The following is a 24,354-nucleotide window of genomic DNA, read 5'->3' as shown; positions in this document are numbered from 1 at the left end:
CTGATTTAGTCGAATGTCAGAGATTGCTGAGAAAACGTTTATCACGCATTTCGCTCCACTGGAGAGAATTTGCTATCGCGCTCCCCGGGTGCAGGGTCTCACGCCCGATCGCCATCAAATTCAAATGCAGCTCCAATTTTTGCGTCTTGGCGTCACCTGGTTACCACCCGCACTCGCCATGGCAGAACTGGAACACCTTCTTAAGGGGTATGACGCCGACCACTGTCGGCTACTGGAAAACGTCCTGGATACAGCCCACCGGCATTACCTGGAGTCCTGTGGACCGCTAAAGAGAGAAGGGGGCCGCGTCGGGAACCGCATATCAGGCACCCGCCACGACGAAGCACATTTGTGTGTACGGTTTATGTCAACACGCTATGAATTGGCCACTGAGCTTTGTGCCGCTTATGTGTGCAGCAGGTATGCTTATGGGTGATCGTACCGGTTACTTCTTGTCTTCCAACGAGGCCAAGCGGCTAATTTCTTTCATACCGAGACGAGCGGCCACGCCCATGGCGGAGGCTTCGAGTTCGGCCTTGCCGTGTGAGACGATTTTGTCCATGGATTCCTGCATCAACTGGGTGCTGAAGGCCAGATTAACCGGCAGGTTGGCGATTGCGCCGGACAGAGACTGATATACTTCTTCAAGCTCGCGCTTTCCTGCCTTGCCTTTTGCCACCAGCAAAGCCAGTGCTTTCAGCTTTTCATTCACTTTCGCCATCTCGCGCTCAGAGGCTTCCCGGATCTGACGCTCATAACGTTCGCGTGTCGACTCAATATAGCCAATCTCCGGCTGGCGCTCATAGTCGCCGCGAATCAAACTGTTAATGGTACACGGCACGCCGTCACTCATTCCGAACGATGTGATCATTGAGGCCCACTGAGCCGGAGACAGACTGACTTTCAGAAGTGGGGAACGGCGTCTGCCTTCCGCCAGCCGATGACGGATCACTCCATCGCGCTCAACCTGCTCTGATTCACTGAAGGTCAGCGTAATCACCTCTTTATGAATGAGGTCGGAGGCATACAAGCGCTGCCCCGTCGTTGTCGTGCGGCTTACCGATACCTGCCCGTATGCCGTGTGACGGGTGATCACCTCTTCCATCTCGTTTTCTGTTACCGTCGGTATTACTGTGTTTTCCATTGTCATGCCCTGAATCGAATTAATGTTGACAGCGTCTGGCGTAATACCGATGTGAGACCGGACTGCCTGGGAACTTTACCCGTATCACTCGCTAAATTGGACGCCCGCTGACCGGAGTAACTCTCTGACATCGTCTGCCAGGAAATACGTTTCTGTTGTGTTGCCCGGGCCATCAAAGAAACAGGTCTCGGGCAACTGAATTGCCTGCGACTGCTGCTGTATCTGTTCCCGGGACTCGTTACTTTCGACGATAGCATCGGCAATGACTTCTGTTGCCCAATCGCGATCAAAGCCAGGCATCGTATGGAGTGATGCCACCATGTCGCTGGGTAAGGCATCGATATAGTCCAGAGCCGCCTGAGCTACCGAAATCAGTTCTTTCATGGTTGTCACCTTACTGTTGTGCTCATTCACCGCGCTTAACTCGCGTGAGCCGATTCTTTACGTTTATTGATAAGAAACTCTTCACCGCACGTTCCGCATTTCAAAATGTATTCTGCGTGCCTGAGTTGCTTTAAGGACATTGCTTTGCAAACGGGGCAGGCAAGGTGTTCTGAAAGCCGACGCATCAGTTGATTAATTTCAGAGCATTGTTCTGGCGTTAACTTGTGGCGGGTTTCCCACTTATAGGTCGCTTCCCGCACGACACGAGCCACGATATTTTTACCCTTCATCACTCTTGTCCTCCGGTGCAGCCAGCCATCTTACTCACTTCCGTGCGCATGTCAGCGAATAATGACCAGGTCAGGACCAAAACTGAATCCATCGCCCATCCGGTCGGAATGCTTCGATACATACGATTTCCCGTACTTCTCCAGGTCTTGCAGGCTTGATTTTGCCAGATTCCATGAATACTCATGCCCCCAGATTTCCCCATCCCGATCAGCAAATCTTGCGGGTTTATAGTTGTCCTTGAGCAGAGCATAGACACGTTCGAGAGTTGGTAATTCTGGACTGGTCTTAACGTTAGATGCGTCAGCGTTCGTCATTATTATGTACTCATTCGAGTTGATGGATAGGGAAGGTTGCACGCGAACTGTGGCGCTCCCCGTTTTACTGATAACCTGTCGGTGCTCATGCACTACGAAATTAGAATGATTGAAGGCACGTCACGCTTCCCGAAAACCTTTTCCCGTTCCGGCGTTTAGGAAGCGAGTATTCGCCGTCAAACCGGTAGATGCCGACCTTAGAGCAGGGTCCTCCGTCTTTAACCAATTCCCAGATGAAATCGGCACGGTCACTGAAATAGCCAGGACCTTCGTCAAAGGATGAAAATTCACTATGCACAACACACAGATCGCCGTGCTGACCGTTGATAAAAACGAAGTGACCTTTATGCTTTTCGCCTGGCTTCGCATCGAGGTGTCCAAACGTTTGATACATTACGGAGGCTTGATGTTCTGCCCCTGTCTTTCCAAGTAATTCACGCATCTCACTCCCCCTTTGCAGTTGCGACCATTGCACGGTAAACATCTGCAAGACGCTGGCTCATTAATCGAGACATTTTTCCAGTGGCCGAAGTTATCTGCTTCCGGCCTGCAATTAGCTGTTCCATCGTGGGAACTACCGGGACGCGGGTCATACCTTCCACTTCTCCTGCGCCAGTAGTGGTAACTTGATCAACATACTGCTCAACCTGATGCTGCTCTTCGTCGGTCCTCCATTATGATTTCTTCAATCAGACGTCTTACAACCCAGTTACTTAGGTTGCTTTGTGACGGAAGGCGCTTATACCTTCCGCCTCGGCCATTTCGTTGCCCGCGCTGAGCATTCCAGCGTCGAAGTACGCCATCGTTAATTTTCGGTGGTAGTGTGGCAACATCGCCCATCTGCCTGACTCCTGTCCTGAATTATTTCACTCGGGGCCAAAATACCGCTGTGTTGTTTGCCAGGTTACACCCCTGGCACCAACAGGGACGGGCTGTTATAAGAAAAGCGGTCTACTGGAGCATCTTCAAATCCGTGGTTCGGCGCATCTGGTGTCAGAACAAGGCCGTCATGTGCCGCGTGAATATGCAGCAGTGAATCACTGCCCGTGTCGATGTGCAGCGTCGGTACACCCCGATCGATCTCAAAAATGAGGCCGAAACAAGTCGTGCCGGATTCATTCACCACTTCACACTGAATGTTTTTCTCTTCTAACAACACCTTCACCTGATAGGACTGACAGTCTTCTTCTGGCAGCTGGGTTTCACCCAGTTGCCAGTCCTGTAACGTCCGGATAATCTCTGAAGGCGTTGCCTGCGATTCCGGCGTCAGAAGCGCATACACCTGCTGGCGGAACTGCTGGCTCAACTCCTCCATCAGGGGATTGTCCTCGCCATCGAAATGTTCTTCCCAGCCATCAGGATCAGCGTGCATCCAAACGTTATGCGTCAGAGACGGTAGTGAGTCGTCAGGGTGTACGATGAGATATGGGGAGCTTTCTTTTGTTTCCAGATAGCGGACAGGCTGGCCATCCAGCAAAGCTTCATCAACTGCCGTACCATCGGTTTCCGGCAATGCGATTTCCGTGACATTGCCGCCGCAATGCTCTGCCACAACACGCCCCAGATCCTCCATCAGTGCGCGATGTTTTTCTGGAGAATCCAGCTCGCCCAATAATTCCGGTTTTACCAGTAATGCAGTAATAATTGTTGCCAGTTCACGAGTTGAAATTAATTTAGCCATGATAGTCATCCTTTCATCTGATGTGTTAATTCTAACAGTTTCGGTTTGCTGGCTAATAACCCGGCGTGAAGTTTTTTAAAAATATATTCGCCCTTTAAACAAAGAGCGAACAATGGAATTAAAAAAGGACAAATTTGTAATTAATGAATCAGGAGGCTGCTTTAACTAATAAGCCAGGGCGACCGTTGGTATACCTGTCAGGCGGCGAAATACCGAATTCATGATTCAGGGAGTCAGTTGAAAGGACCATGCCGCCGTGAGCAGCCTGGACGTGCAGAACTGAAGGATCAGTGTCACCCGCGTTTACATGGACCGAGGGAACACCATTTTCAATTAACAACGTCAGGGCCATTACCAGGCGTGATTCCACATCCTGTACTGCCAGCTGGGCATGACCGCCGAGCGCCATAGTAACGATAAACTCTGCTGAAGACCCGGGCTGTTCGTCGTCGAGGTTGCAGTAATCACGCATTCGTACCACCTGCGAGGGAAGATTAGCATGGTTGGTTTGTGTCTGAAGGAGCATCCGCTGGAGGGCGTAGCGGCGAACTGAGCACTCTTTATGCGTCGGCAATTCATCAGGGCTTTCTTCGTCGCTGCCTTTGATATGGTCAAGCCAGCCATCTCGGGCATGGTGACGCCAGACATTATCGGTGAGGGAGTGCATGTCCGCGCCGGGAGATACGACGAGATAAGGGGTTACATCCGGAGAGGTCAGATAATCGGCCTGGCTTGATTCATCGCGATCCACCGGCATGATCACACCGTCAATCTCTCCTCCGCAATGTTTCGCCACCAGCTCAGCGATATCCTGCATAAATGCTTTATGCGACTCCGGTGTTTTTAATTCATTCATTAATGTGGGTTGCACCAGTAATCCACAGACAATTTCCGCAAGCTCGGCAGGTAATAGACATTTTGGCATGGTTGGTTCTCCTCTTTTTTGAATGAGAACACTCTAACATTCCGGCTTATTTTCCAAATAAGTTGAAGGCATTTATTTTTTTAAAAATTCATATCCAAACTATAATTAAAATAGTCCATTTTAATCTCAGAAAAGTAACTTTTCTAAAGGCTTACCGGGAGGGCATTAACGAGTGTTTCGTAATCACATTTGTGCCAGTTGAAAGCCGGTGTGCATGACCATTGTTTCGTGACCTTAAACCCAGGAATCGTCGAGCGTCTGGGAGAAAGGCTGCGACACCTTCGGTTAAGATGGGTCTTGTGAGTGGGGAAGGGACGCTACAGCCGGAAGACAAACTGAATCTGCCATTTCAGCCCGCGAGTATCCCGACCCTGTGCCACCGTTTTATAGCTAACATTTCTCCTTTACTGTAGCATTCTGCCGTTTCGCCATCCTCTCGGAACTTCGGTATACCGCGAGCGGAATATTTGCCAGTCATATGGCCCTTACTGGTAACCGGAAAAAAGCTTCATGAAGGCGGATAGGAAGTTCCTTAGACGCATATGGTGTTTTTAAATTAACACATAAGCATTGCTACTCATAAGGATGTAAAATAACCATGCCCATTAAGGATGTAATTAAGACCTCATTGGTTTTTTTTTGGTATTTGTAAACAGATAATTCCGAAAATATTTCTCAGTAAAATTGAATCCTGCATATATAAACTGCCTTTAGCAGTGCTGCAAAATTATTTTTAAAAATCTTTCATTCAGGTTATTAGCCAGCGAGACCAATCTGTCATGATTACTTCAGACCAAACCTGAGGAATCAAAAATGGATAAATACTTTGACCAGAGCGGAATTGAAATCGACAACGCTAAGATTCAGTGTATTGATTCAGTAAAAGGCACCGGGGAATATATTTATCGGGTCACTTGCAATAAATGCAAAGGCCGTGGTGAGCGTAAACACTTTTATAGGAGCCGCTGCATGGCATGTAATGGTACGGGCTATAGCCTGGTCACAACCCGTACATGTTACACCCTTTCCGCGTTATATCGCACATACCCGGAAGCGGCACGCAAGATTTCAGCAGCTCAGGCAGTAGTGCGTCAGCGTGCTGTACAATCAAAGACTTCCGCGTTCAATCTGTGGTGTAAGAGCAATCAGGAACTGGTTGACGCCATCACACAGCAAGACGGGGAGAACAGCTTTCTGAACAGTCTGAAATCGACGTTATCACGGAAATATCCATTAAGTGATAAACAACTAACGGTCGCAGCCAGAATTCTCGGGATTTAATAAATCAGCTTCAGGCTTTTATAATTCTTATTTAATTTTACTCATTCCATTACGGAGGAAGATATGATCCATTCATTTAAAGACAGACGGCTGGAAAGCTTTTTCCGTAATGGAAAGTCCACAGCAGGTATTCCTGCTGATCTGTTAAATGCGATTTCATGCAGACTGAAAACGTTAAATAATGTAAAAAACGAACGCGAATTGTTATCAAGTAGTTTGCGTTACGAACGCTTAAGGATGACCGCAAACCGGTACTCTTCCATTCGAGTTAATTCAAAATATCGGTTATTCTTTGTGTGGAATGATGGCGTACATAACGTTCACCTGTCGGCGCATGATTATAAATCGCTAATCCATTAAGGTAAAAAATGAAACTTTTCGGTATTTTATCCAGGGATGCAGGCACGGATGCGATGTTTTATATTCAGGCCAGCACTAAACAACAGGCAAGCTTCATATTTGATGCCCTTGTCCCCCGGCTGAATGCGCATTGCCAACTGATCGACCCACTGAATGAAACAATTATACCTTCACTAAGCCGGACGACACTTTCTTTACAGCCCTGGTCCCAGAATACCCAGACACGGACGAGTGAGCTGAAGATGACGACGCACGGTCTGACTCTCTCCGGGGCAGTGATGGTGGAACACTCCCGGCAGATCGTCGACTTCTGCGATAACCTGGGCCTGCGCCTCGATGCACCCACCGGGAAACCCAGCTGGACAGAACTGATCAATGCTGACCTTGAGCAGCTTAATTCCCCGCGTTTGTTCCCCGTCCTTACCCAATCTGGCACGGAAGGACAGTTTCAGATCTATGTCCCGGCACCGGCTGTCATTGACGCCGACGTAGTCATTGCTAGCGTGATCGGCGAGTGTTTTAGCGGCGTTACCCCGTACTGCGTGAACGGCACTCCATATCCGCTGACTGAAAAGCCGCTGATCCGGATGGAGGCACACGTTAGTGACATGCATACACGGGTTTTTGAGCTGACATTCGTCAGTTATAACCTGGCCCTTACTGCGACGGTATATGACAACAATCTGCGCCAGGTTCTGATGCTGTGTGAAGATTTTGGTGTCACCCTTCAGGGGCGAGCGGGTGCATCCTGTCATGCCTACATGCGTAACGAATACCGGCGGCTTGCACATGTAGGTGTTTGCTCACGCTCCGGGGCTGAAGACGATGTCCGCGCTTACAGCTCATATAAAGAGGAAACCCTGATCCGGCAGCTGCTGAATCAGGCGACGGCGGACAGCACATTGATCCCGGCGCGACACGGCCAGCAATTTAACGGTGTGCTGATGAATGCCACCCCGTCATCAGCAACCACCGGATTTATCTACCTGTCACAGGAATTCCCGCAAGGCCAGTTTATGATGACGGCGGAAGTGGTGAATGCCAGCAGCACGCCACGGGGGATCAGTTACATCGAAACGGTGGACGGTTACCGTTTTATTGTGACTGCATACGACACGAGAGCGATGAATTCCCTGACCGAATTTCTTGAAGTTAACGAGACCTATTTTACCCCATACCGCTGGGCGTAGCGCCAGCGCACCGGACAGCCAGGGAGGGCATCCGGAAAAGGTGATTTCACGCCATCAACAGAGCGCGAAACTCGCAGAAAAACAGACTGGCCCTATTTTAATACCCGATCACCGAAGCCAATTGCCTTCCGGGCAGAATGCCTGAGTATACCGGGTCTTAGCGACGTGGGATCAGGGCAGCCGGGAAAAGTAACTTTTGAAAAATTAGACGTGGTCAGTCGGCATGGTGTATTAAATTTCAAATCCTCTGGTTATATTCCTTCTTATAAACAATCCTCCTAATTTTTAAAGCTATCAATCACATCATCAACTATTCGGAAAAATTTTGCCGCAGGTTATTAGCCGTCGAGCGCGTCCTGGTATAATTGCCACATACCAACAGGAGACATCATGAATAAATTAGATATCATTTCCAGTCAGCTTAATTTCATTTCCCTTCTTAATGCTGTCGGTTATTCCGTATCTGATGTTGTATTTAAACGTCACGGTGCATCAACCGACTTTAATGCAGGTTTCTGGACGTTTGTCGCGGAGCAGAAAGATCGCTATATCGAAGTGTCGTGCAGCCTGTCACATCCTACCGCAGAAGGCACGCAGCATATCGATGTGCGCATTGATATGTTTGAAGACCCGATTGATGATGAGATCTCCCGGACTTTAGACACCAACACCTATGCCACGAATTATAAATATATTGAGCGAGTGCCGTTTACTGAATCCGTCAAAAGAGAATTTACCACCAGCCTTGGTGATATTATTTCAGAATAGTGCCAGCTTAATTCACGGCATGGATGCCTGAGATTTTCTTCAAAATATTCTCTTCCGGGTTATTAGGTTTTGAACCCAACCTGGTATTATATATCTACAGGCAATGCCAACAAATAATGAAGCGTCGGAGGCGATATGAGCATTCAGGAATTCGATTTTACCACCTGTGATTTATTTTCCATTCTGGACTCTCTGAATTATTCCCGCGAGGATATTAATGGTCTTACTCCGGCTATTTTCCGGGACGGCGAATTATCGAGAGTCTCTCTCTCTGTCGTCCAGTCTACCCGCTCGGCGGAAATCACGATCAGCCAGCGCGTGAGCACCGCCACAGGTCTCCGCTGCTATGTGCTGTTGATTGCGCAGCATGAAGACCGCATCCACAGTGAAGCCCTCAGCCAAGATGCTGAGGCGCAGTATCAGGTGAATCGCTTTATCCGCAAGATGGCTGAAGTCACGGATGCCAGCACCAAATCGATCAAGAAATGCTCTCAGATGATGAAAAAAATCATAAAGGAGCACCAGTTTAAAGCCAATCCTTCTTTCGGCCAGAGTTTCATCAAGGGTTGATTGAGTCTTGCCCCGGACGCCGGGGCAACGCTGAATAAACCCCTAACCAGCCGGGAGGCGCAGATGCCTGAAAAAAACTTCATTGTCAAAATTGTATGCCGGAATGGCGAGTATGAGCATTCCAGCGTGAAGCTTGTCGCCAGCGATACTGAGGCAAACGCCAGCCAGACGGCATTACTGAATGAGTGTCGCGACGAGGTCGAAGCACTGAGTTTTGAAGACGGCGGAGTGTATGATCTTGGCGGGGAATTCTTCTATCAAGTGAAGAGCTGCCAACAGCTGCCACCGGAGGATGCGGAGATCCTACTTCGTTACCTGTGAACCCGTGGACGGTTGCGTCAGCCGCCGTCCGTTGTAACGCGATCTTGCCTGCCCAGCCCGAGGGTTATGTGGTAATTTCCCGGCAACAGAATGATTCGAAATTAAGGTTATCAGTATGAAAAGTAAATTTGCTGAGCTGCCGGTGAAAAACGGGAAATCCGGTAACTGGACGCTGGACTCCTTTGTGATTACGCCAGAAAAAGCGCAGACCCTGAAGCTTCGCGCCGAATATACAAAGGATCAGGATGAATATATCCCGGCAGGCGTCTACCGGCGTTTGTCCTGTGATAACGAAGTGGTGATGTCCAATACGCCGATGGAGATCCGTACCTGTGAAGCTTTCATTGAGCGAGCAACTGGACGCATCCTGATTAACGGACTGGGGCTGGGAATGGTGCTGCACGCCATTCTTCAGAAGCCTGACGTGACCCACGTGACCGTCATTGAGAAGTCTCAGGATGTGATGAACCTGGTTTCCAAAGCATTTGCTCACGATCCCCGCGTTGAAATTATCCTTGCGGATGCTCTGGAATACTGCCCACCGGCAGGCGTTACCTTCAATGTGTGCTGGCATGATATCTGGCCAGATTTTTCGAGATCAAATCTTGATGAAATGGAAGCGCTCGAACGCAAATATCTCCACCTGTGCGACTGGCAGGACTCGTGGGGTAAAGAGCAGTGTGAAGCTGCCCTGATTCGTTTCGCGGCGCTGGAATCGTCACTGGAGTCCCTGATGCAGAAAGGGAAGTGACCTGCTTCACCGTCTTCCTGCGCCCACTTACGTTGAACTGAATCCATTTTAAGGATGACTGATGAAGAGTTGCTTTTCTAATTTACCTGTTAAAGATGGAACATCCGGTGCCTGGACACTGGACAGCTTCGAAATCTCCAAAGATAAGGCGGTTAGCCTTTTCCTCCGTGCCGCTACGGAGGATATCGACGCGGTTTTACAGCCCGGTAACTATCGCCGCCTTTCAAATGGCAGAAATGTGGTGATGACCAATTTGCCATACGAAATCCAACTCTGTCAGGAGTTCATAAAGCGAGCGACAGGGCACGTCCTGATCAACGGACTGGGGCTGGGGATGGTGCTGCACGCCATTCTTCAGAAGCCGGAAGTTAACAACGTGACTGTCATTGAGAAGTCGCAGGATGTGATTAACCTGGTTGCCGAGGCCTTTGCCCACGATCCCCGTGTTGAAATCATCCATGCGGATGCTCTGGAATACTGCCCACCGGCAGGCGTTACTTACGATGTGTGCTGGCACGACGTCTGGGCGGGATTATCGAGTTCAAATCTCGATGAAATGGAAGCACTCGAACGCAAATATCTCCACCTGTGCGACTGGCAGGACTCGTGGGGTAAAGAGCAGTGTGAAGCCGCCCTGGTCCGTTTTTCAAGGATGGCTGATGAGCAACCTTAACAGCGATTTGATTGCGCGGATCTATGCCGCGTCAGACACCCCGTTAACGAACGAAGAGCTGTATCGCGAGGTACAACGCGAAACGGGGATGTCGGATGCAGAACTACAGAAAATGAAGGCGTTCGGCTCGGACAAAATGCGAACCAGCGGCGTCAAGCATCAGGTTCGCTGGTATCAGCAGACGCTGCGGCAGGCCGGGGTGATCGAGCGTGTCCCGGAAAAGCGGGGCGTCTGGCGCTATGCCTTCAAAAATGACAAGAAGCTGCATGAGTCCTGGGACAAACTGTGTGTCGTTGGCTTCTCAACTTCGCTCGGGGCATCGGTCTTCGGGAATGCGTACGCGTTCTTCAGCAACATCAATGAGCAAATCCATCTCTGCCTTACGTCGCCCCCGTTCCTGCTGCGTAATGCCCGAAATTACGGGCACGGCGGCGGACGCGGTGAGCAGGCGTATATTGACTGGCTGCTGCGGATTCTTGAGCCTATCGTGAAGCAGCTCGTGCCGGGGGGCAGCGTGGCGCTCAATGTGACGCAGGACAGCTTTAATCCAGGCAGGCCATCGCGCTCTCTGTATCTGGAAAGACTGACACTGGCGCTGTGCGATAAGCTGGGTCTTGAGCTGATGGACAGACTGAACTGGGTGAACCGAGCGAAACCCCCGTCGCCGACTCACTGGGCGTGTAAACAGCGTGTTCAGCTCTGTTCGTCTTACGAGCCGGTGCTGTGGTTTACTAATGACGCGCAAAAGGTTCGTTCGAACAACATGCGCGTTCTCCAGCCTCATTCAGAGCAGCATCAGAAATTGCAGGCGTCCGGCGGCGAAAACCGCACTACATTTTACGGGGATGGCGCTTACCAGCTTAAAAATGGCGCCTTCGGCAATAAGACAGAAGGGACTATCCCCAAAAATACGCTTATGTTTGGCAATGCCTGCCCGGATACGCGGCTCTGCCATCGCATCGCCCGCGAACTGGGGTTTCCGCTGCACGGTGCAACGTCACCCACTCGACTCGCCGCATTCCTGATCGAGTTCCTCACCAGGCCTGGTGATCTGGTAGTTGAGCCATTTGCCGGTCTGCACAAAGTACCGGTTGCCGCTGAGCGGCTCGGCAGACGTTGGTATGCAACGGACAAAATAATGGAATGGCTCGGGATCTCGCGCAGCCTGTTTACAGAAATGCCGGGATACCAGAGCAGCCCGATACTCGATGACCTGGTTGCCCTTTACCGTGATGAACTGCGGGAAGGGGGATGAGCTGGGCGGTTTAGCCTGGCCAGCAGCCGGAAGTGACGCCAGCGGGGATGTCCTGCGGCGACGGCGCTGACAGAAAATGATTCAGCAACATACCGGCGTAATGGCCACCAGGATTCTTCTCCCGGATGCCTTAAAAACGACGGCGACAATTTTAATCACTGAAGGGAGTGTGAGCATGAAGAATTTGACTGAACAGGTTTCCCCCATTGAACTGCAAAAGGGCGACCGTGTTGAAGCGTACGGCGCATTAATGGAAGTGATGCACATCGTTGAATCCGGCTGTGATGTCCCCGGCGGCGTCCGCGTTGCCGCCTGCGTCTCGCGGGTTATCGGTGACACCACCGGTACTATTCCGCGTGGATGGCTGGAAACGCCCGAACAAATGTCGGAACGGGGGGCAACCTGGGCCGCAGAGCTTCCGGCTGGGCTGTACTGGAACATTCAGGGCAATGCCCATGCCAGAGTCAGCCGGGTGACGAACTGACGTTATGAGAAAGGTGAAAATATTGCCAGTAGTCACCCATATGGTATAATTGACATACCAAATGGGAGGGTCGGTTATGACTATGAAAGTTTTTTCTCCAGATTTATCCAAAATGAACCCGCACGGCTTATGGCAGGTGGTGGGTCTGGATAATGACGGCATTGCGCTGATGGACAAAATTAGCCACGGACTGGAAGGTAAAGTCGCTCATTCCATTTCTGAATGGGCGAACATCACGCCGTCGGAACTGCGCAAAATGTCCGGCATTCCGAACACCACCTTCAATCGCAGCGTAAAAGCCCGTTTCACTGCGGATCAGAGCGAACGTCTGGTGCGTATTATTCGCGTCATTGAACGGGCTGTAGAGCTGTTCGAAGGCGACAAAGAGGCAGCACAGAAATGGATGAACGAGCCAAACCGTGGCTTGAGCTGGAAGACTCCGGCAGATGTTGTCTCTTCGGAAACCGGCGCACTCGAAGTGATGCGCCTGATCACCCGTATTGAACACGGAGTCTATTCGTGATCCTGTATCGGATGACCAAGACCCGCTATATTACGACTGCATGGTCGGGATTAGGTGCGAAAGAAGCGGGAGGCCGCTGGAACAGTGTCGGCACAGCACTTGTCTATCTGTCCGAGACGGCCTCTCTGACCATGCTGGAGACGCTGGTGCATATCAATGCCCCGCAGCTTCTGGACGCTTACACGCTGCTGAGCATTGATGTCCCGGATGACCAGATCCAGGCCTTTGACTTGAACCTGCTGCCGCCGGGCTGGGCAAGTGAAGATGCGCCCGCAGAACTTGCCCTGTATGGCGATAACTGGGCTGAAAGTGGCTCTTCTGTTGCCCTGCGTATTCCCAGTGCATTATCTCCGGTGGAGTTTAACTACCTTTTAAATCCGGCTCATCCGGCGATTTTTGATCTGATGAAAACCGTCCAGAAAATTCCTTACTAGTTCGACACACGGCTGAAATAGTTTCAGGTTTATATAACCTCCTGGATTGAGATGATAAATGATGACAAGCGAAAAAATCTTTAAAATCAGTGTATCGCTCGTTGTGTTATTTTCTTTCGTTTACTGGGGGCTTGATCCCGAATTTATCTGTAAATTTGCCAGTGACCCATCCAGTACCTGTGATTATTCTGAGCGTATTCCATTGCTTAACTTTATTTCTTCAGTATGGGCATTGATGCTGACTGCGACTCTGGCTGGCATTCTCGTTAAGTGGGTCAGAAAAAATTAGCCGCAGCTTTTGAACCGGGACAGGCTCTTCATAACGTCTTGTGTTCCGTCTGGTATTGCAACCGGGGCAGAGAGTATTTTACTTCAGATAATAACCTGAATATTTGAAATATACTTTTATACCAGACGATGCAGGTTCGTTGCGTACTTAATTCCGAATATGTCAAATGTGAAATGAATTGCAATCGGATAATGTGATTTTGCTGTTTCCAGATTTGTTCTCTTCCTGTTTTATTCCTCTATTTTTAAAAAATTCGCTTTGTACTTATTAGCCAGTGAACCGACTTTGCTAAAATATCCCTACAGCAACCCAACTGACGGTCGAGGTTAATAGTATGGAATCCGAACAGCTCATCACTAAAATTACTCAGACACTGAAACGCCCCGACGGCTCTGAAGTGCGTATTGTGGTGCAGCAGTCATTTGGCTTAGGCCTCACGCCTTCGCTGGGTGTGTATGTCCTGCGTCGCCCGACCACTGTCGACAACTGGCAGTTGTGCAAAAACACACCGCACAAGGACTGGCGCACCATGTCGGTGGATGAATACCAGAAACACGGGCGTTCTGAAATGCTGCGGTACGTCTCCATCGGCGAAATCCTTCGCCTAAGCGCCGCGATTGGCAAACCGATGAGCTACGTTGATACCTGTCCGGGTTTACAGGGCTGATGGTGTATTTTACCCGTAGCAGAACTGACAAATTTAAAAATTGCAGACGGAGAAAAATGATGATTAACAAACAGGGCAACGCTGTAAATCCCCCGGACTTAAGCCGACTGTATATTATCTCAGGCCGCATGATGTTTGATGATGAGGAAGAAGTGATGCTGGTTGAAGCCGACTCCTCCGGTGAAGCAGAAGCGGCATTCCGGCGACATATCGCCGACGGAGAGGCACACATTGAAAAGGCACTTGTCATTTCGTCGGCGTCCCTTCAATCACTGTTACCAGACCGGATCATTGTTTCCGCCCTGACACATACCTTATAACTGAATCTTTCCCATTTAATAAATGCCGCCCTTGTGGCGGTTTTTTATTTTTTCCGCATAATTACTTAATGCCGCCCTCTAAATAATGGCTGGATTAATAAGTATGGCGCCTGTCTTCTCTATAAAAACTTCGAAAATATTTCATTTCGGGTTATTAGGTGCGGGTATCTGTTTTGATATTATCTATTCACAGACAGCAATCACACTTAATTAAATAAGGAGTTATGCAATGGCAAATAATTACACTCAGGCATCCTTCACAATTCTCTGTTCACAGGAACAGGCTCAGATGGCTCTGGACGCGATTGCGTATGTTACGGACACGGATGTGTCGGAAGGTGATCACCTGCTGTCTAAACCTGCTTCAGAGTGTTCCCTCACTGAACTGCTGGTCCTGGGTATTATTCAGAACCACCCGGAGTGCGATCCGTTTGAGCCGACTTTTGGTCAGCCGGAGTCACCAGAAGACAATTACGAGCTGGAACTCAAAGCGGAAATCACCGGTAGCGGTCTGGCAATCAGCCATGATGAAAGCATTAACCTCGACCACGCAATCGCGGTAACAACTGCCGTGTTGTCGGTGTTTAACCTGCCTGAAATGGTCACAATCAATGCCGCTTTCGTCTGCGACCGACCACGCGAAAACGAGTTCGGCGGTGCGACAATCGTGGTGACTAAAGATACACACCACTATGAGGAAGGCTTTAATTTTTCCCGCCTGATGAACGAAGCCCATGATGCCGGTGTTCAGTATGCGTTGGTGAAAGTGAACCAGTATAACCACGAAAACACATACACAGAATGCTATCTGATGAGCTGCAAAGCGTCTGAATCGCCTTATGACGTTGCACGCCACCGCCTGGCCTCGGACGAGAGTACTTCTGACGATCCTGATGAGGATGGAGTCATCATTCTCAGCGAAGAAGACAACACCAGCATGGCGCTTCACAGCGTCACCGAACTGACGCCCGTCGTGTACGACAGCCTGAGCAAATTGCTGCCTTCGCTGGACGTATTGTGCCCCGTGACTGCCTGATAACCCTAGATTGCCACCGGGACAGCCGGTGGCATGGAGAGCTGAAATGTTCAATAAACTTTTGATTGCGTCCGCTAGCTGCATCAATGAATTTGCGAGTGAAGTCCCGCAAAGCGTCTTCTTTTCCATTGATACATCGCTGGCTCAGCGTATCCGTGAACTGGCGGCATACGTGAAAGAGAATGATTTGTACGTTGCAGAGTTTTTCTTCTATGACTGCCTCTGGTCCGAAACATCGGAAGAGGACATTGAGGAACTCATGGCGAAGGCTGCATTTATTGAAAGTGACAGTAACGGGCAGGAAACCATGCTCCGGGACGTCATGCCGTCCTCTCGCACGGAAACAACTTCCATCCGGGTCATGAAAGAATCATTTCAACTGACGGCTGTACCCCGCCATTGCGGTGATGACATGATGCTCAATACCCCCAGAATTCCGTTGGCAGAGCTGGAATCAAATACGACGGTTTTAATTACCCAGCAGTATTCGTGAGAGCGTGGTAAAGATAATATATTTATTGCCGCGTAATTCTATTTATTCAGTGCTATTTAGTTAAATTGGCATAATTCCAATTTAACTAATTTTATCTTCACATATTGCACTGAAGATATTAGATGGGTTTAATAAATAACGCGATAATGCAGCGAAAGCCAAAATTCAGGAAATAATATGTATATCGAAATAAAAGAAACATTCCTTGAATTACCCTCAGAAATTCAATTTTCTGAGGCGGCTAACGCTGCCATTCTGACGCAGGATAAATGGGGCGATGTCTGGCAAACACTGAAGACCGATGCGGATCTGAATTATACCGATGCCGGTGAGCCGGTCAGTCTCGCATCGCGCGTGACGACGGCAACCAGTGCCATTTATCATGCGATTACCGAAGGCTGGACCATGTGCGTCGGCTACAGCGGCGGGAAAGACTCCCACTCGCTACTGCACCTGTTCCTCATGGCCCTGATCCGTGCCGTACGGAACGGGTCGAACGTCAGCCAGCACCACTTCATTCAGATCTCCAACACCCTGATTGAAAACCCTGAGATGCATCATCAGTCCACGCAGGTTCTCAGCCAGCTCCGAGCCTTTATTGCCGAACAGCAACTGCCCGTGACCGTCCTGGTGGCCCACCCGTCCATGACCCAGAGCTGGGTCGGACGCATTCTGACCGGGCGCGGACTTCCGACCTGGACAAATTCCAATACGCGTCAATGCTCTACAGATCTCAAACGCTCTCCACTGCGCCAGGCCAAAGCCCGTTATTTAAAAAATGCACCAGCTTCCGTCCGCAACAAAGTGTGCCTGATGCTGGGTTCCCGCGATGATGAGAGCGCCCGTCGGGCAGGCAACATCCTCAGAATGGGCGGGCAGTCGGACAGCGTCTCGCTCACGGAGCTCGGCGGCGAACTGTACCCGGTGAAAGAGTGGCGGACACAGGATATCTGGTCATTTCTGATGGCCTGTGGTTCGCTGGCGCGATTTCCGCTGCCAAGCTTTTTGCCGGACAACTTCAGCCTCGCCACGCTTTACAAAGACGCGACCGGGGAATGTATCTGGACGCCGGAGAAATACACGGCCCGGTCTTCTGCCTGCGGCGCTCGCTATGGATGCTCGCTTACTCTTGTTTTTATGTATTTAGAGTTAAACTCTACTTTTCTATTTTTAGAATTCAAGCTATTCATCGTAATTGAGAGATATCCTTTTAATGTTCAGCAAGCCTGTTAAAAGCACTTTATCTGAACCGCGTTTTGCCTAAATCCTGCTCAATATATACTCTCCCTGAGTTCTGAAATCCTCAAATTCCCCAATCTTAAAGCATTGATACATAGATGATGTCAGATAATGCGCAATCATCTCACCGCCAATATGGATCCGTTCCGGGTGTGGGTATGTCGCCTGTATAGCCCTTTGTTCATTCATCATTACAGGAATTGTCTGCAACAAATCCCCATCCAAGATTTGGCACTCAGGTTTTACTCCTGTTCCGTATTGTAATTGCTCTGATTCGAAATCATGGACTGAGCGATAGGCGAACGAAACGATATTTCCTGTTTCCTCGCAAATTGCGAACTGATAAACACTGGTTGTCACCGTTGAAGAAGAGGGAATTGCATGGTCATGCTTGTATTGTTTCCACAGCCTCCTTAGACAGGCCGATGTATGATAATTGAGATTTTGTATACCTGATACGACCATTCTGGTTGATGCTTCAAGCAACCAGGTGTTAGAAAATCCACCTGCCCCCGTTCCTGCTATGATGGTTCTTAGCTGGGGGATGTAACCTGCTTTGGAAACAAAAGATAACGGCTCCCCATTATCGGTGACGGCAAGGGTATCTGTTACAATCAGTGCTTGTGCTTCGTCTGTATAAAATATCAGTGATGACATATTTTCCTCATCCAGAAAAGACATTACATGAATCACAGAACAGGTCACTACAACCACGTGAAAGGGAGTCAGACCATTTTCCAGAGGTAAATATATTCTTGTGTTTGGACGCGTTGCGGTTCTCTGTAAAAAATATATAGCACAAACAAAAGTCCCCGCAGGGATAAATATAGTTATATGCGCTTTTTCTGCTGGCTTTTACAATTGAAAGTGACAGGTAAACGAAATGTGTTACAGGTTTCTTTTGCTTTTCGTTGGGTTCTGTATATGCGAATTTACCCTGTGTGTTATTTTTGCAATGGACTCAGGCTGTATTCAATCAATTAAGGTTTACTTCTGGCATTAAGATGTATCCGTTGCCTGTTTTTTAAGGGCACGGTTTGTGCCGGGAAATGAAAATCACATCTTAAGTTCTTCACTCAAAGGATTTGTGATGTTTATCACGTATGGTCCGGGTAACGTGTTGAGGTCAATGTATTGCATCGTGATGGTGTCGTTACATCTTTTACTTTCCTCCTGATTTGCATATTCACTCCCGGCAACCTGGTTGTTTGTTTTTTCTTCTTCCGGATTTATAGTGTAGGCATGAGGTGGCGTTTCAGGGCGACAGACTGTGAGGATAATCACTAACATTCATGCGCGTTATGGGCGTGTCAGCAAACTGGATGCAACAGAGCCGAAACTGAAATTTGAACCCGGATTTCTGTATGCTGAAATACCTTATATTAGCGGCATCCAGAATCGAAAACTGAGCCGATATGTACACTTTTATCTTATGGATAAAGCTATCCTGCAGGCCAGGGATTTAAAGCCTTTAGCCCGGGCATTTTTACGCTGGATAAGGTGGCTGGAGGATAACGGACTTGACCCTTTCACCCCGGGAACGTTGAAATACCAAAGCCCTACATATGGCTTCAGGGAGTATCTTCTGGGGGCCGTAAGGCAGGGGCGCATCGCCTCATCCACCGCGGCGGTGTACATCAGCGTTATCCGACGGTTTTACGTATTTCTGGGCAAGTGTGGTGAGCTGGCTGCCAGCTCATTTTTTACGTTGGTCGAAAAAGTCGTTGACGGGCGACGCAAGGTGATAAGTTCGGATCTTGCCATCAGGATAACCAGCACAACAAAAAGGACAATCAACCCACTGAATGATGCAGAGGTTCATATCCTGGATGAGGCACTGAAATCTGAGTCCGGGTTGTTCAGTTTAATGATTGTGCTGATGAAAAATTGTGGGCTACGGCTGGATGAAATGCTGACCCTGCCGTCGTCACTCTTTACTGAAGAGTACCTTGCCAGTGTCCCTGTATCTGAGTTGACCATCAGGGGGCTTCATATTGGTCCGAGATGCGGAGTTCATACGAAGTTTGGGATGACGCGAGAACTCTTCATCACCAGACGATTGTACGAGCAGGTTCTGGATTATCTGGCGGATGAGGAGTATGAAAAGAAGATCCAAAAATGGCGTGCACGACAGGGTGGGGAAGGGCGGCACGAGCCTTTATTTTTAATGGCAAACGGGAAACGGATGTCTGAAAAAGCCTTTTACTCCCGCTGGTACAGTTTTCGCCATCGCCTGGCCCGGTCTGCTCCGGGAAATGTGTTCAGACATAAACCCCATGATTTGCGGGCAACGTTTGCGACCCATTTTTTACGCTCGGCACTGAGTTGCTATCCCGATCAGGCCGCAAATGCGCTGGGTACAGTAAAATACTGGATGGGCCATAAAAGCGAAAATACGACGATGAAATACATCGTCTTTCTTCAGCAAAACCAGATTTCTGATGCAGTCGCCGGGGTCATGGACGCATTGATTGACGGTGCTGCAGGTCGCGATGGAGCCATATATGAGCCGGAGTGAAACGCAGATAACGTGGATGGCCGAAAATGTGCTGTCATGGGAGACGGTCAGCGGACACATCACTCAGCGGGATCTGAACCGATATTATTTACTTGACGTTTATCTTCAGGCTCATTTTTCAGATTATGTGTTGCTCCCCGGATGGTTTAGTGAACATTCGCATCTTGCCCGCCCTGAAAAACGCGATTTTATTGCCTCTCTGAAACGATTTCTTCTGTCTTACCGTCCCGCCGGAAGGTTAACCATTTTCCGTTATCTCAATATGTTTTTTATATGGCAGTCAGTCAATCAGTATGACTATGGCACGGCTGAAGGCGTTGAAATGTATATTAAACATCTCATGAACGATATTCGTCGGCGAAAAATTTCAGTCAGGATGGCAAGACACTACTTGTCCGTGGTCAACCGGTTTTTGCTTACGGGCGGGCAGATTCAGAGGCGGTATGAATATGAATTCTTACCGAAAGGAACGTATCAGCAGCAGGGAAGGGATAGCTATACCAGGAATGAACTTTCCGAGATCCTGAGGCAGTTGTCATCCATGAATGAGTTCCTTGCGGGATGTATCCGGGAGCATATCGCTAAATCGGAAAAAGGGGTGCGGCATTTCTCACCGTCTTTGCTGGCACCTGTTTATGAAGCGTATTTCCGGTATCCGGGAGAGAACGGGGTCAGCAGGGCAGAGATCATCATCAGGGACGTTCTGGAAAATTACTTTCTTACTTCTTTTTTTCTGTTCTGTTACCACACATGGGGAAACACCTCTCAGGTTCTGGGTCTGACGCGGGATGATATACATCTGGATGAAAAGGGTATCAGCACTGATTATGTTTATAAGGGGAGAGCGAATAAGTATATACGTCTGACGATAGGTAAATCGGAGTATGTGACCAAACGTGCGGGCTATTACTGGTTTCTGTCTTTTATCAGGCTCAGGGACGACATCGTTAACTATCTGGTTTCCGCAGATAACTTCCCTCCGGTACAGGCGCTGTTTCTGAGTGAGCCGCAGGTGAAATTCCGTAAGCTTTATTCTCTTAATCCCAGTCATCTGACTAAATTTTCTAACTCTGAGGGGGCGTGGGCCACGATGCGGCAGCTTAATCCCTCGCTTCCATCAATTACCGTTTCTGGCTTGCGCAAAACGTCTGAGCAGTATACGGACAGAACATTAAAGAATGGTCTGATTACGGCGGAAAAAGCACAGCATAACTGGGGCACTTACAGGCGGAATTATGCTGCAGGTAACCCACAGGGGGCGAAGGAAAACTTCAGTGCTGCACTTGATACGCTTATGAATCAGGGGATTGCGACACGTGCGTTATCCGAGCGGGTAAAAGTTGCTGATGAGCTGGGGATCGATCTGCGTGGAAGCGATGAGGGTGTGGATCTTTTATTGAATGGCCTGGGATGTCGATCGCAGGAGCCGCCTACAGATATTGAATTGCGCTTTATAAAAAAGCAAAAACGATTTGGCCGGACACCAAAGGCTTGTGCGGATTTTTCTCATTGTGTCGAATGTTCAAAAAGTTGCGTTGTGGAAACGCTGGAGTCTGTATGGCTCCTGCTGTCATTCAGGCATGCTATCGAGTATGGAAAACCGTTGTACATCGGTTCGGTCAATGCTGTGGAGCGTTATGAAACGTTACTCCTGAAGATTGATTTACGGCTTGGGCTGGTAGATGAGGCGACCCTGAAAAAAGCGCGCGTTAAACTTCAGCGAGAAGGTGTGGCTCCGGTATGGCAGATTTGAAGAAAAAAGAGGTAAGCCGTAGTCGAATGGCGGAGTTTCCTGCCGGAACGCCGCTTCGTTCAGGGGATGAGTTTCCGACTGAGGATATCATCTGTGAGGCACTAGAAAACAAAAGCTTTGAACGTCTGAATAACTGCCTGGTTATCGCCAGCTCAGATGAACATGATATGCGTTTTATCAATGAGGAGACGCTGAATATTTATTTCAGGGATGATGTCTGGACCAATCGCTATGTCAGAACCCATATTGGTGAAACGTTAAGAACCGTTAATTTTTCAGGCATACGGGATCCTGAACTGCGTCTTGAAGCCAAAATCATCTCAGCCAGCCTGCTCTGGATTGTCGGCAGGACCGCGAAGACGCAGTCACTGATCCGGAAATGTGCAAACATTGTGGCGGGAGCCCGTATTATTGAGTCTATGGGGTATCGCAGTCTGTTTCAGCTTCGTTTTCCGCTTGTCCGGAATGCTTTCATTGTAAAGATGAAGGAGGAGGATGAGCACGGCAGGAAGCGTTCTGAAAGAACATTACGTAATTACTTTATGGACCTGGCGGATATCTCGCTGACAGGTCATACCCGTCTTCGAAAATACGGTTACTTTCCTGATATTAGCTTCGACAGTTACAACAGTGTGGATGATTCAAACCAGACATATTGTATGCCTTTCAGTCTTATGATGTCTGTCTGGGAAGGGCTGATTACTGAACTGGATGCTGAAATCAGTGATTTCGATTTTGACGGGTTTTCCCGGCTGTGCGCTATCATAAACGGTTTTTATGATTCGCCTTACTATACGTCGATGCTGGAAGCCCGTAAAAGAGGGACAGCAAAAAGCATACCGGATTACCGGGCCGCGTATTACTACAATATTGTTGCCGGGGAAATTCGGGCGCTTTTCGCGACACTTGGCCCCGGGATGCAGGGCTGGTTCTCGGTACATAAAAATAAGCGCTGGAGATCTGATTTTATTGGCGTTGATCACATAAAGCTGAACACCTGGCATTTTGAGCTGACGTTAAAAGTCATGAATGTGATACAGGCCATGTCGGGGATGAGACACAGCGAAGTGCTTGGCGTGATGCACGGTTCACTGATTTATGATGGTGATATCCTGGGACTTCGTTCGGTGTTGCATAAGTTCGCCCCGGAAGGTGGAAGTCACGAAGACTGGGTTGTTTGTCGCTATGTGGAAAAGCCTTTTCAGCATTTACGCAGAATTAATCAAATCATGACAGGCCTGGACGGGAAGACGCTGGACAATGTTCCATTGTCTTTAAATATCAGGTCGTGGTTCTCGGAGCAAAAACTCTCTTTTATGGGGACGCAGCGCCAGACTGAGTGGGCAAAGAAATTTGTGAAAAGACACCATCTGTTCATCCGACGTGACCATATTGATGAGTTCAGGCTTTTAAATCCAAACATACGTGATGATGAACGCGTTGCGATGGAGATTCGGGAGGGGGCTTTCTGGCCATTGCGAACCCATCAGTTTCGCCGTTCACTTGCTGTACACCTCAGGCGTCTTGATCTGATTTCTACTAATGATCTTATCCGGCAGTTTAAGCACTTAATCAGAGGCATGACGGAGTGGTATATGTCCGGTGCACTCAACGCTTCGCATTTTAGCCGGGCGATCCCTCAGGCATTCGCTGCCGAGATTGAAAGGGTTGATACCGAACTCTCAGCTTCCAGGGCTGTTTCTTATCAGCATGAAGGCCTGCTTTATGGCGAAGGCGGGAAGTTACTGATGTCCCAGAGAGGTGGGCACTTACATCAGATGACGTTTCCTACACTGAAAAAAGCGATGAGCATGGCTAAACGAGGCGGGCAAAAACTGGTATCTCTTGGAAACGGTTTTTATTGCATGAATGGCCATGACTGCGAGTTTAAGGCGGTTGTTCAGTCAGCGTCCTGCAATCCGGGATGTGAGAACATGCTGGCCGGAGCTGATTCTGTTCCCGTGTGGAAACGCAGGATGGCTCATTATGACAACCTTCTGGAGATTGCCGTGCGAAATAATGCTCCTCAGGCTGACAGGGATTTTCTGATGCTTGAGAGAGATTTTTATGCAGATGCTGTCCGCTTTTTTGAAAAGGATGAATAGAGCATGACGAACGAACAGTCGGGGGTTAAAAAAACACAGGCAAGAGCAGAGCAGGCCCTGAGGGAACTGATGTTATCAGGGGAGCGTATCAGCCAGTATGCTGTGGAAAAACGAGCGGGGCTGGCAAACGGCACCCTGAATTATAACTGTCCTGAGTACAGGCAGGTCAGGGAGGCTATCCGCAGTCTGAAAAAAACGTGCCAGGGCACCGCGCCGGTTGATGAGCAGGGCATTGAGCAGCAGATCAAGCTGAAAGAAAAGTATCGCCGTCAGAGAAATGAGCTGAGGGAAGAAATCAAAAAGATGATGGCTGAAAATGTAGAGCTGTTACATAACCTTATACTTTTACAGCAGTATGTCAGGGAGCTTGAACGCAACACCGGGAGGGAGAAAGGGGACGTCATTCCGTTCTCGGGTGGTGTCAGGGACTGAGGCTATACTGAACGGAAGGACGCGAGGTGAATCGCCACGCGTTTAACAGACACCTCAGAGTCATTTAAGATGACTTAAAGAGAGGTGCCCATGAGCGGTAAGCGTTATCCTGAAGAGTTTAAAACTGAAGCAGTCAAACAGGTTGTTGATCGC

Annotated in this window: 32 protein-coding genes; 23 read left to right on the top strand and 9 right to left on the bottom strand. The window is 49.0% G+C overall.

Annotated elements, in window-relative coordinates:
- Window positions 1–13: 13 nt before the first annotated feature.
- Window positions 14–436: a hypothetical protein gene (locus OH663_RS15095; protein ID WP_015063082.1), complete on the top strand. Its 423-nt coding sequence runs from the start codon at window positions 14–16 to the stop codon at window positions 434–436.
- A gap of 9 nt (window positions 437–445) precedes the next feature.
- Here the strand turns inward: OH663_RS15095 and OH663_RS15090 are convergent, their stop codons facing one another.
- The 7 genes from OH663_RS15090 to OH663_RS15060 all read right to left on the bottom strand — a co-directional run bounded on the left by OH663_RS15090 (window position 446) and on the right by OH663_RS15060 (window position 4,739).
- Window positions 446–1,144 (bottom strand): hypothetical protein, encoded by a 699-nt coding sequence (locus tag OH663_RS15090; protein WP_022652135.1) that lies wholly within the window; start codon window positions 1,142–1,144, stop codon window positions 446–448.
- Window positions 1,145–1,228: 84 nt separating this feature from the next.
- Window positions 1,229–1,528, bottom strand: a complete 300-nt coding sequence (locus OH663_RS15085; protein WP_032610385.1) for a hypothetical protein — start codon at window positions 1,526–1,528, stop codon at window positions 1,229–1,231.
- Window positions 1,529–1,563: 35 nt separating this feature from the next.
- A complete protein-coding gene (locus OH663_RS15080; protein ID WP_125362998.1) occupies window positions 1,564–1,821 on the bottom strand; it encodes a hypothetical protein in 258 nt (85 codons plus the stop codon).
- Between the two features lie 48 nt (window positions 1,822–1,869).
- On the bottom strand, window positions 1,870–2,133 hold the full coding sequence (locus tag OH663_RS15075) for a hypothetical protein (RefSeq protein WP_022652132.1): 264 nt from the start codon (window positions 2,131–2,133) through the stop codon (window positions 1,870–1,872).
- A 100-nt stretch (window positions 2,134–2,233) separates the two neighbouring features.
- Window positions 2,234–2,575: a hypothetical protein gene (locus tag OH663_RS15070; protein ID WP_032610383.1), complete on the bottom strand. Its 342-nt coding sequence runs from the start codon at window positions 2,573–2,575 to the stop codon at window positions 2,234–2,236.
- 462 nt (window positions 2,576–3,037) lie between these two features.
- Entirely contained in the window at window positions 3,038–3,814 is a 777-nt protein-coding gene (locus OH663_RS15065) for a hypothetical protein (protein ID WP_022652130.1), read from the bottom strand.
- A 148-nt stretch (window positions 3,815–3,962) separates the two neighbouring features.
- The gene (locus OH663_RS15060; protein WP_022652129.1) at window positions 3,963–4,739 is read right to left on the bottom strand and encodes a hypothetical protein; all 777 of its coding nucleotides are present in this window, start codon (window positions 4,737–4,739) and stop codon (window positions 3,963–3,965) included.
- A gap of 813 nt (window positions 4,740–5,552) precedes the next feature.
- On the opposite strand from OH663_RS15060, the gene OH663_RS15055 reads away from it, so the two are divergent.
- From OH663_RS15055 to OH663_RS14970, 18 genes are all read left to right on the top strand, one after another.
- Window positions 5,553–6,020 carry a DnaJ-like cysteine-rich domain-containing protein gene (locus OH663_RS15055; protein WP_022652128.1) on the top strand — a complete coding sequence of 156 codons (468 nt, stop codon included), beginning with the start codon at window positions 5,553–5,555 and terminating at the stop codon, window positions 6,018–6,020.
- 63 nt (window positions 6,021–6,083) lie between these two features.
- Window positions 6,084–6,380, top strand: a complete 297-nt coding sequence (locus OH663_RS15050; RefSeq protein WP_015063076.1) for a type II toxin-antitoxin system RelE/ParE family toxin — start codon at window positions 6,084–6,086, stop codon at window positions 6,378–6,380.
- 8 nt (window positions 6,381–6,388) lie between these two features.
- The gene (locus tag OH663_RS15045) at window positions 6,389–7,570 is read left to right on the top strand and encodes a hypothetical protein (protein WP_015063075.1); all 1,182 of its coding nucleotides are present in this window, start codon (window positions 6,389–6,391) and stop codon (window positions 7,568–7,570) included.
- Window positions 7,571–7,960: 390 nt separating this feature from the next.
- Complete coding sequence (locus OH663_RS15040) at window positions 7,961–8,338, top strand: hypothetical protein (RefSeq protein WP_015063074.1); 378 nt, start codon at window positions 7,961–7,963, stop codon at window positions 8,336–8,338.
- A gap of 135 nt (window positions 8,339–8,473) precedes the next feature.
- Complete coding sequence (locus tag OH663_RS15035) at window positions 8,474–8,908, top strand: hypothetical protein (RefSeq protein ID WP_015063073.1); 435 nt, start codon at window positions 8,474–8,476, stop codon at window positions 8,906–8,908.
- The gene (locus OH663_RS15030; RefSeq protein ID WP_077258061.1) at window positions 8,909–9,229 is read left to right on the top strand and encodes a hypothetical protein; all 321 of its coding nucleotides are present in this window, start codon (window positions 8,909–8,911) and stop codon (window positions 9,227–9,229) included.
- Window positions 9,230–9,344: 115 nt separating this feature from the next.
- Window positions 9,345–9,980 (top strand): polyamine aminopropyltransferase, encoded by a 636-nt coding sequence (locus OH663_RS15025; protein ID WP_015063032.1) that lies wholly within the window; start codon window positions 9,345–9,347, stop codon window positions 9,978–9,980.
- A gap of 61 nt (window positions 9,981–10,041) precedes the next feature.
- The gene (locus OH663_RS15020; protein ID WP_022652124.1) at window positions 10,042–10,653 is read left to right on the top strand and encodes a polyamine aminopropyltransferase; all 612 of its coding nucleotides are present in this window, start codon (window positions 10,042–10,044) and stop codon (window positions 10,651–10,653) included.
- Entirely contained in the window at window positions 10,640–11,908 is a 1,269-nt protein-coding gene (locus OH663_RS15015) for a DNA methyltransferase (RefSeq protein WP_015063031.1), read from the top strand. Before OH663_RS15020 ends, OH663_RS15015 begins: the two co-directional genes overlap by 14 nt.
- Before the next feature lie 175 nt (window positions 11,909–12,083).
- The gene (locus OH663_RS15010; RefSeq protein WP_022652122.1) at window positions 12,084–12,392 is read left to right on the top strand and encodes a hypothetical protein; all 309 of its coding nucleotides are present in this window, start codon (window positions 12,084–12,086) and stop codon (window positions 12,390–12,392) included.
- 82 nt (window positions 12,393–12,474) lie between these two features.
- The gene (gene parS, locus OH663_RS15005) at window positions 12,475–12,915 is read left to right on the top strand and encodes a type II RES/Xre toxin-antitoxin system antitoxin (RefSeq protein ID WP_032610495.1); all 441 of its coding nucleotides are present in this window, start codon (window positions 12,475–12,477) and stop codon (window positions 12,913–12,915) included.
- Entirely contained in the window at window positions 12,912–13,349 is a 438-nt protein-coding gene (locus OH663_RS15000) for an RES family NAD+ phosphorylase (protein ID WP_040115187.1), read from the top strand. The genes parS and OH663_RS15000 overlap by 4 nt, the downstream gene beginning before the upstream one ends.
- A gap of 58 nt (window positions 13,350–13,407) precedes the next feature.
- Entirely contained in the window at window positions 13,408–13,638 is a 231-nt protein-coding gene (locus OH663_RS14995; RefSeq protein ID WP_040115188.1) for a hypothetical protein, read from the top strand.
- Between the two features lie 334 nt (window positions 13,639–13,972).
- Entirely contained in the window at window positions 13,973–14,305 is a 333-nt protein-coding gene (locus OH663_RS14990; RefSeq protein ID WP_022652118.1) for a hypothetical protein, read from the top strand.
- A gap of 56 nt (window positions 14,306–14,361) precedes the next feature.
- Window positions 14,362–14,625 carry a hypothetical protein gene (locus tag OH663_RS14985; RefSeq protein WP_040115189.1) on the top strand — a complete coding sequence of 88 codons (264 nt, stop codon included), beginning with the start codon at window positions 14,362–14,364 and terminating at the stop codon, window positions 14,623–14,625.
- Between the two features lie 229 nt (window positions 14,626–14,854).
- Window positions 14,855–15,661, top strand: a complete 807-nt coding sequence (locus tag OH663_RS14980; protein WP_015063028.1) for a hypothetical protein — start codon at window positions 14,855–14,857, stop codon at window positions 15,659–15,661.
- A 46-nt stretch (window positions 15,662–15,707) separates the two neighbouring features.
- The gene (locus OH663_RS14975) at window positions 15,708–16,154 is read left to right on the top strand and encodes a hypothetical protein (protein ID WP_015063027.1); all 447 of its coding nucleotides are present in this window, start codon (window positions 15,708–15,710) and stop codon (window positions 16,152–16,154) included.
- Between the two features lie 177 nt (window positions 16,155–16,331).
- A complete protein-coding gene (locus OH663_RS14970) occupies window positions 16,332–17,387 on the top strand; it encodes a phosphoadenosine phosphosulfate reductase domain-containing protein (RefSeq protein ID WP_022652116.1) in 1,056 nt (351 codons plus the stop codon).
- Window positions 17,388–17,414: 27 nt separating this feature from the next.
- On the opposite strand, the gene OH663_RS14965 is transcribed toward OH663_RS14970, so the two are convergent.
- Window positions 17,415–18,050, bottom strand: coding sequence for a hypothetical protein (locus OH663_RS14965; RefSeq protein ID WP_012477419.1), 636 nt, complete (start codon window positions 18,048–18,050; stop codon window positions 17,415–17,417).
- Between the two features lie 399 nt (window positions 18,051–18,449).
- Window positions 18,450–18,683 carry a hypothetical protein gene (locus tag OH663_RS14960; RefSeq protein ID WP_012477417.1) on the bottom strand — a complete coding sequence of 78 codons (234 nt, stop codon included), beginning with the start codon at window positions 18,681–18,683 and terminating at the stop codon, window positions 18,450–18,452.
- Between the two features lie 142 nt (window positions 18,684–18,825).
- Between OH663_RS14960 and OH663_RS14955 the strand changes: the two genes are divergently transcribed.
- The 4 genes from OH663_RS14955 to OH663_RS14940 are packed head-to-tail and all read left to right on the top strand — an operon-like array spanning window position 18,826 to window position 24,201.
- Window positions 18,826–19,911: a tyrosine-type recombinase/integrase gene (locus tag OH663_RS14955; protein WP_227010010.1), complete on the top strand. Its 1,086-nt coding sequence runs from the start codon at window positions 18,826–18,828 to the stop codon at window positions 19,909–19,911.
- Entirely contained in the window at window positions 19,898–21,664 is a 1,767-nt protein-coding gene (locus OH663_RS14950; protein ID WP_007897920.1) for a hypothetical protein, read from the top strand. The genes OH663_RS14955 and OH663_RS14950 overlap by 14 nt, the downstream gene beginning before the upstream one ends.
- Window positions 21,652–23,769, top strand: coding sequence for a hypothetical protein (locus OH663_RS14945; protein ID WP_017384059.1), 2,118 nt, complete (start codon window positions 21,652–21,654; stop codon window positions 23,767–23,769). Before OH663_RS14950 ends, OH663_RS14945 begins: the two co-directional genes overlap by 13 nt.
- Window positions 23,770–23,772: 3 nt before the next feature.
- A complete protein-coding gene (locus OH663_RS14940) occupies window positions 23,773–24,201 on the top strand; it encodes a hypothetical protein (protein WP_017384060.1) in 429 nt (142 codons plus the stop codon).
- The last annotated feature ends 153 nt before the right edge of the window (window positions 24,202–24,354 follow it).

This window comes from Citrobacter sp. Marseille-Q5395 (assembly GCF_947057495.1).
Taxonomy (GTDB): domain Bacteria; phylum Pseudomonadota; class Gammaproteobacteria; order Enterobacterales; family Enterobacteriaceae; genus Citrobacter; species Citrobacter murliniae.
The sequence above is the reverse complement of the archived record's forward strand: the minus strand, read 5'-3'. Positions and strand labels throughout refer to the sequence as shown.

Coding starts and splice junctions, on each gene's coding strand:
- OH663_RS14965 (WP_012477419.1), bottom strand. CDS start 18,050: ATGTCATCACTGATATTTTATACAGACGAAGCACAAGCACTGATTGTA.
- OH663_RS15070 (WP_032610383.1), bottom strand. CDS start 2,575: ATGCGTGAATTACTTGGAAAGACAGGGGCAGAACATCAAGCCTCCGTA.
- OH663_RS15025 (WP_015063032.1), top strand. CDS start 9,345: ATGAAAAGTAAATTTGCTGAGCTGCCGGTGAAAAACGGGAAATCCGGT.
- OH663_RS15065 (WP_022652130.1), bottom strand. CDS start 3,814: ATGGCTAAATTAATTTCAACTCGTGAACTGGCAACAATTATTACTGCA.
- OH663_RS14970 (WP_022652116.1), top strand. CDS start 16,332: ATGTATATCGAAATAAAAGAAACATTCCTTGAATTACCCTCAGAAATT.
- OH663_RS15010 (WP_022652122.1), top strand. CDS start 12,084: ATGAAGAATTTGACTGAACAGGTTTCCCCCATTGAACTGCAAAAGGGC.
- OH663_RS15050 (WP_015063076.1), top strand. CDS start 6,084: ATGATCCATTCATTTAAAGACAGACGGCTGGAAAGCTTTTTCCGTAAT.
- OH663_RS15020 (WP_022652124.1), top strand. CDS start 10,042: ATGAAGAGTTGCTTTTCTAATTTACCTGTTAAAGATGGAACATCCGGT.
- OH663_RS14940 (WP_017384060.1), top strand. CDS start 23,773: ATGACGAACGAACAGTCGGGGGTTAAAAAAACACAGGCAAGAGCAGAG.
- OH663_RS15090 (WP_022652135.1), bottom strand. CDS start 1,144: ATGGAAAACACAGTAATACCGACGGTAACAGAAAACGAGATGGAAGAG.
- OH663_RS15040 (WP_015063074.1), top strand. CDS start 7,961: ATGAATAAATTAGATATCATTTCCAGTCAGCTTAATTTCATTTCCCTT.
- OH663_RS14950 (WP_007897920.1), top strand. CDS start 19,898: ATGAGCCGGAGTGAAACGCAGATAACGTGGATGGCCGAAAATGTGCTG.
- OH663_RS14985 (WP_040115189.1), top strand. CDS start 14,362: ATGATGATTAACAAACAGGGCAACGCTGTAAATCCCCCGGACTTAAGC.
- OH663_RS14960 (WP_012477417.1), bottom strand. CDS start 18,683: ATGTTAGTGATTATCCTCACAGTCTGTCGCCCTGAAACGCCACCTCAT.
- OH663_RS14980 (WP_015063028.1), top strand. CDS start 14,855: ATGGCAAATAATTACACTCAGGCATCCTTCACAATTCTCTGTTCACAG.
- OH663_RS15035 (WP_015063073.1), top strand. CDS start 8,474: ATGAGCATTCAGGAATTCGATTTTACCACCTGTGATTTATTTTCCATT.
- OH663_RS14945 (WP_017384059.1), top strand. CDS start 21,652: ATGGCAGATTTGAAGAAAAAAGAGGTAAGCCGTAGTCGAATGGCGGAG.
- OH663_RS15095 (WP_015063082.1), top strand. CDS start 14: ATGTCAGAGATTGCTGAGAAAACGTTTATCACGCATTTCGCTCCACTG.
- OH663_RS14975 (WP_015063027.1), top strand. CDS start 15,708: ATGTTCAATAAACTTTTGATTGCGTCCGCTAGCTGCATCAATGAATTT.
- OH663_RS15060 (WP_022652129.1), bottom strand. CDS start 4,739: ATGCCAAAATGTCTATTACCTGCCGAGCTTGCGGAAATTGTCTGTGGA.
- parS (WP_032610495.1), top strand. CDS start 12,475: ATGAAAGTTTTTTCTCCAGATTTATCCAAAATGAACCCGCACGGCTTA.
- OH663_RS15015 (WP_015063031.1), top strand. CDS start 10,640: ATGAGCAACCTTAACAGCGATTTGATTGCGCGGATCTATGCCGCGTCA.
- OH663_RS14995 (WP_040115188.1), top strand. CDS start 13,408: ATGATGACAAGCGAAAAAATCTTTAAAATCAGTGTATCGCTCGTTGTG.
- OH663_RS15075 (WP_022652132.1), bottom strand. CDS start 2,133: ATGACGAACGCTGACGCATCTAACGTTAAGACCAGTCCAGAATTACCA.
- OH663_RS14955 (WP_227010010.1), top strand. CDS start 18,826: ATGGATAAAGCTATCCTGCAGGCCAGGGATTTAAAGCCTTTAGCCCGG.
- OH663_RS14990 (WP_022652118.1), top strand. CDS start 13,973: ATGGAATCCGAACAGCTCATCACTAAAATTACTCAGACACTGAAACGC.
- OH663_RS15045 (WP_015063075.1), top strand. CDS start 6,389: ATGAAACTTTTCGGTATTTTATCCAGGGATGCAGGCACGGATGCGATG.
- OH663_RS15055 (WP_022652128.1), top strand. CDS start 5,553: ATGGATAAATACTTTGACCAGAGCGGAATTGAAATCGACAACGCTAAG.
- OH663_RS15085 (WP_032610385.1), bottom strand. CDS start 1,528: ATGAAAGAACTGATTTCGGTAGCTCAGGCGGCTCTGGACTATATCGAT.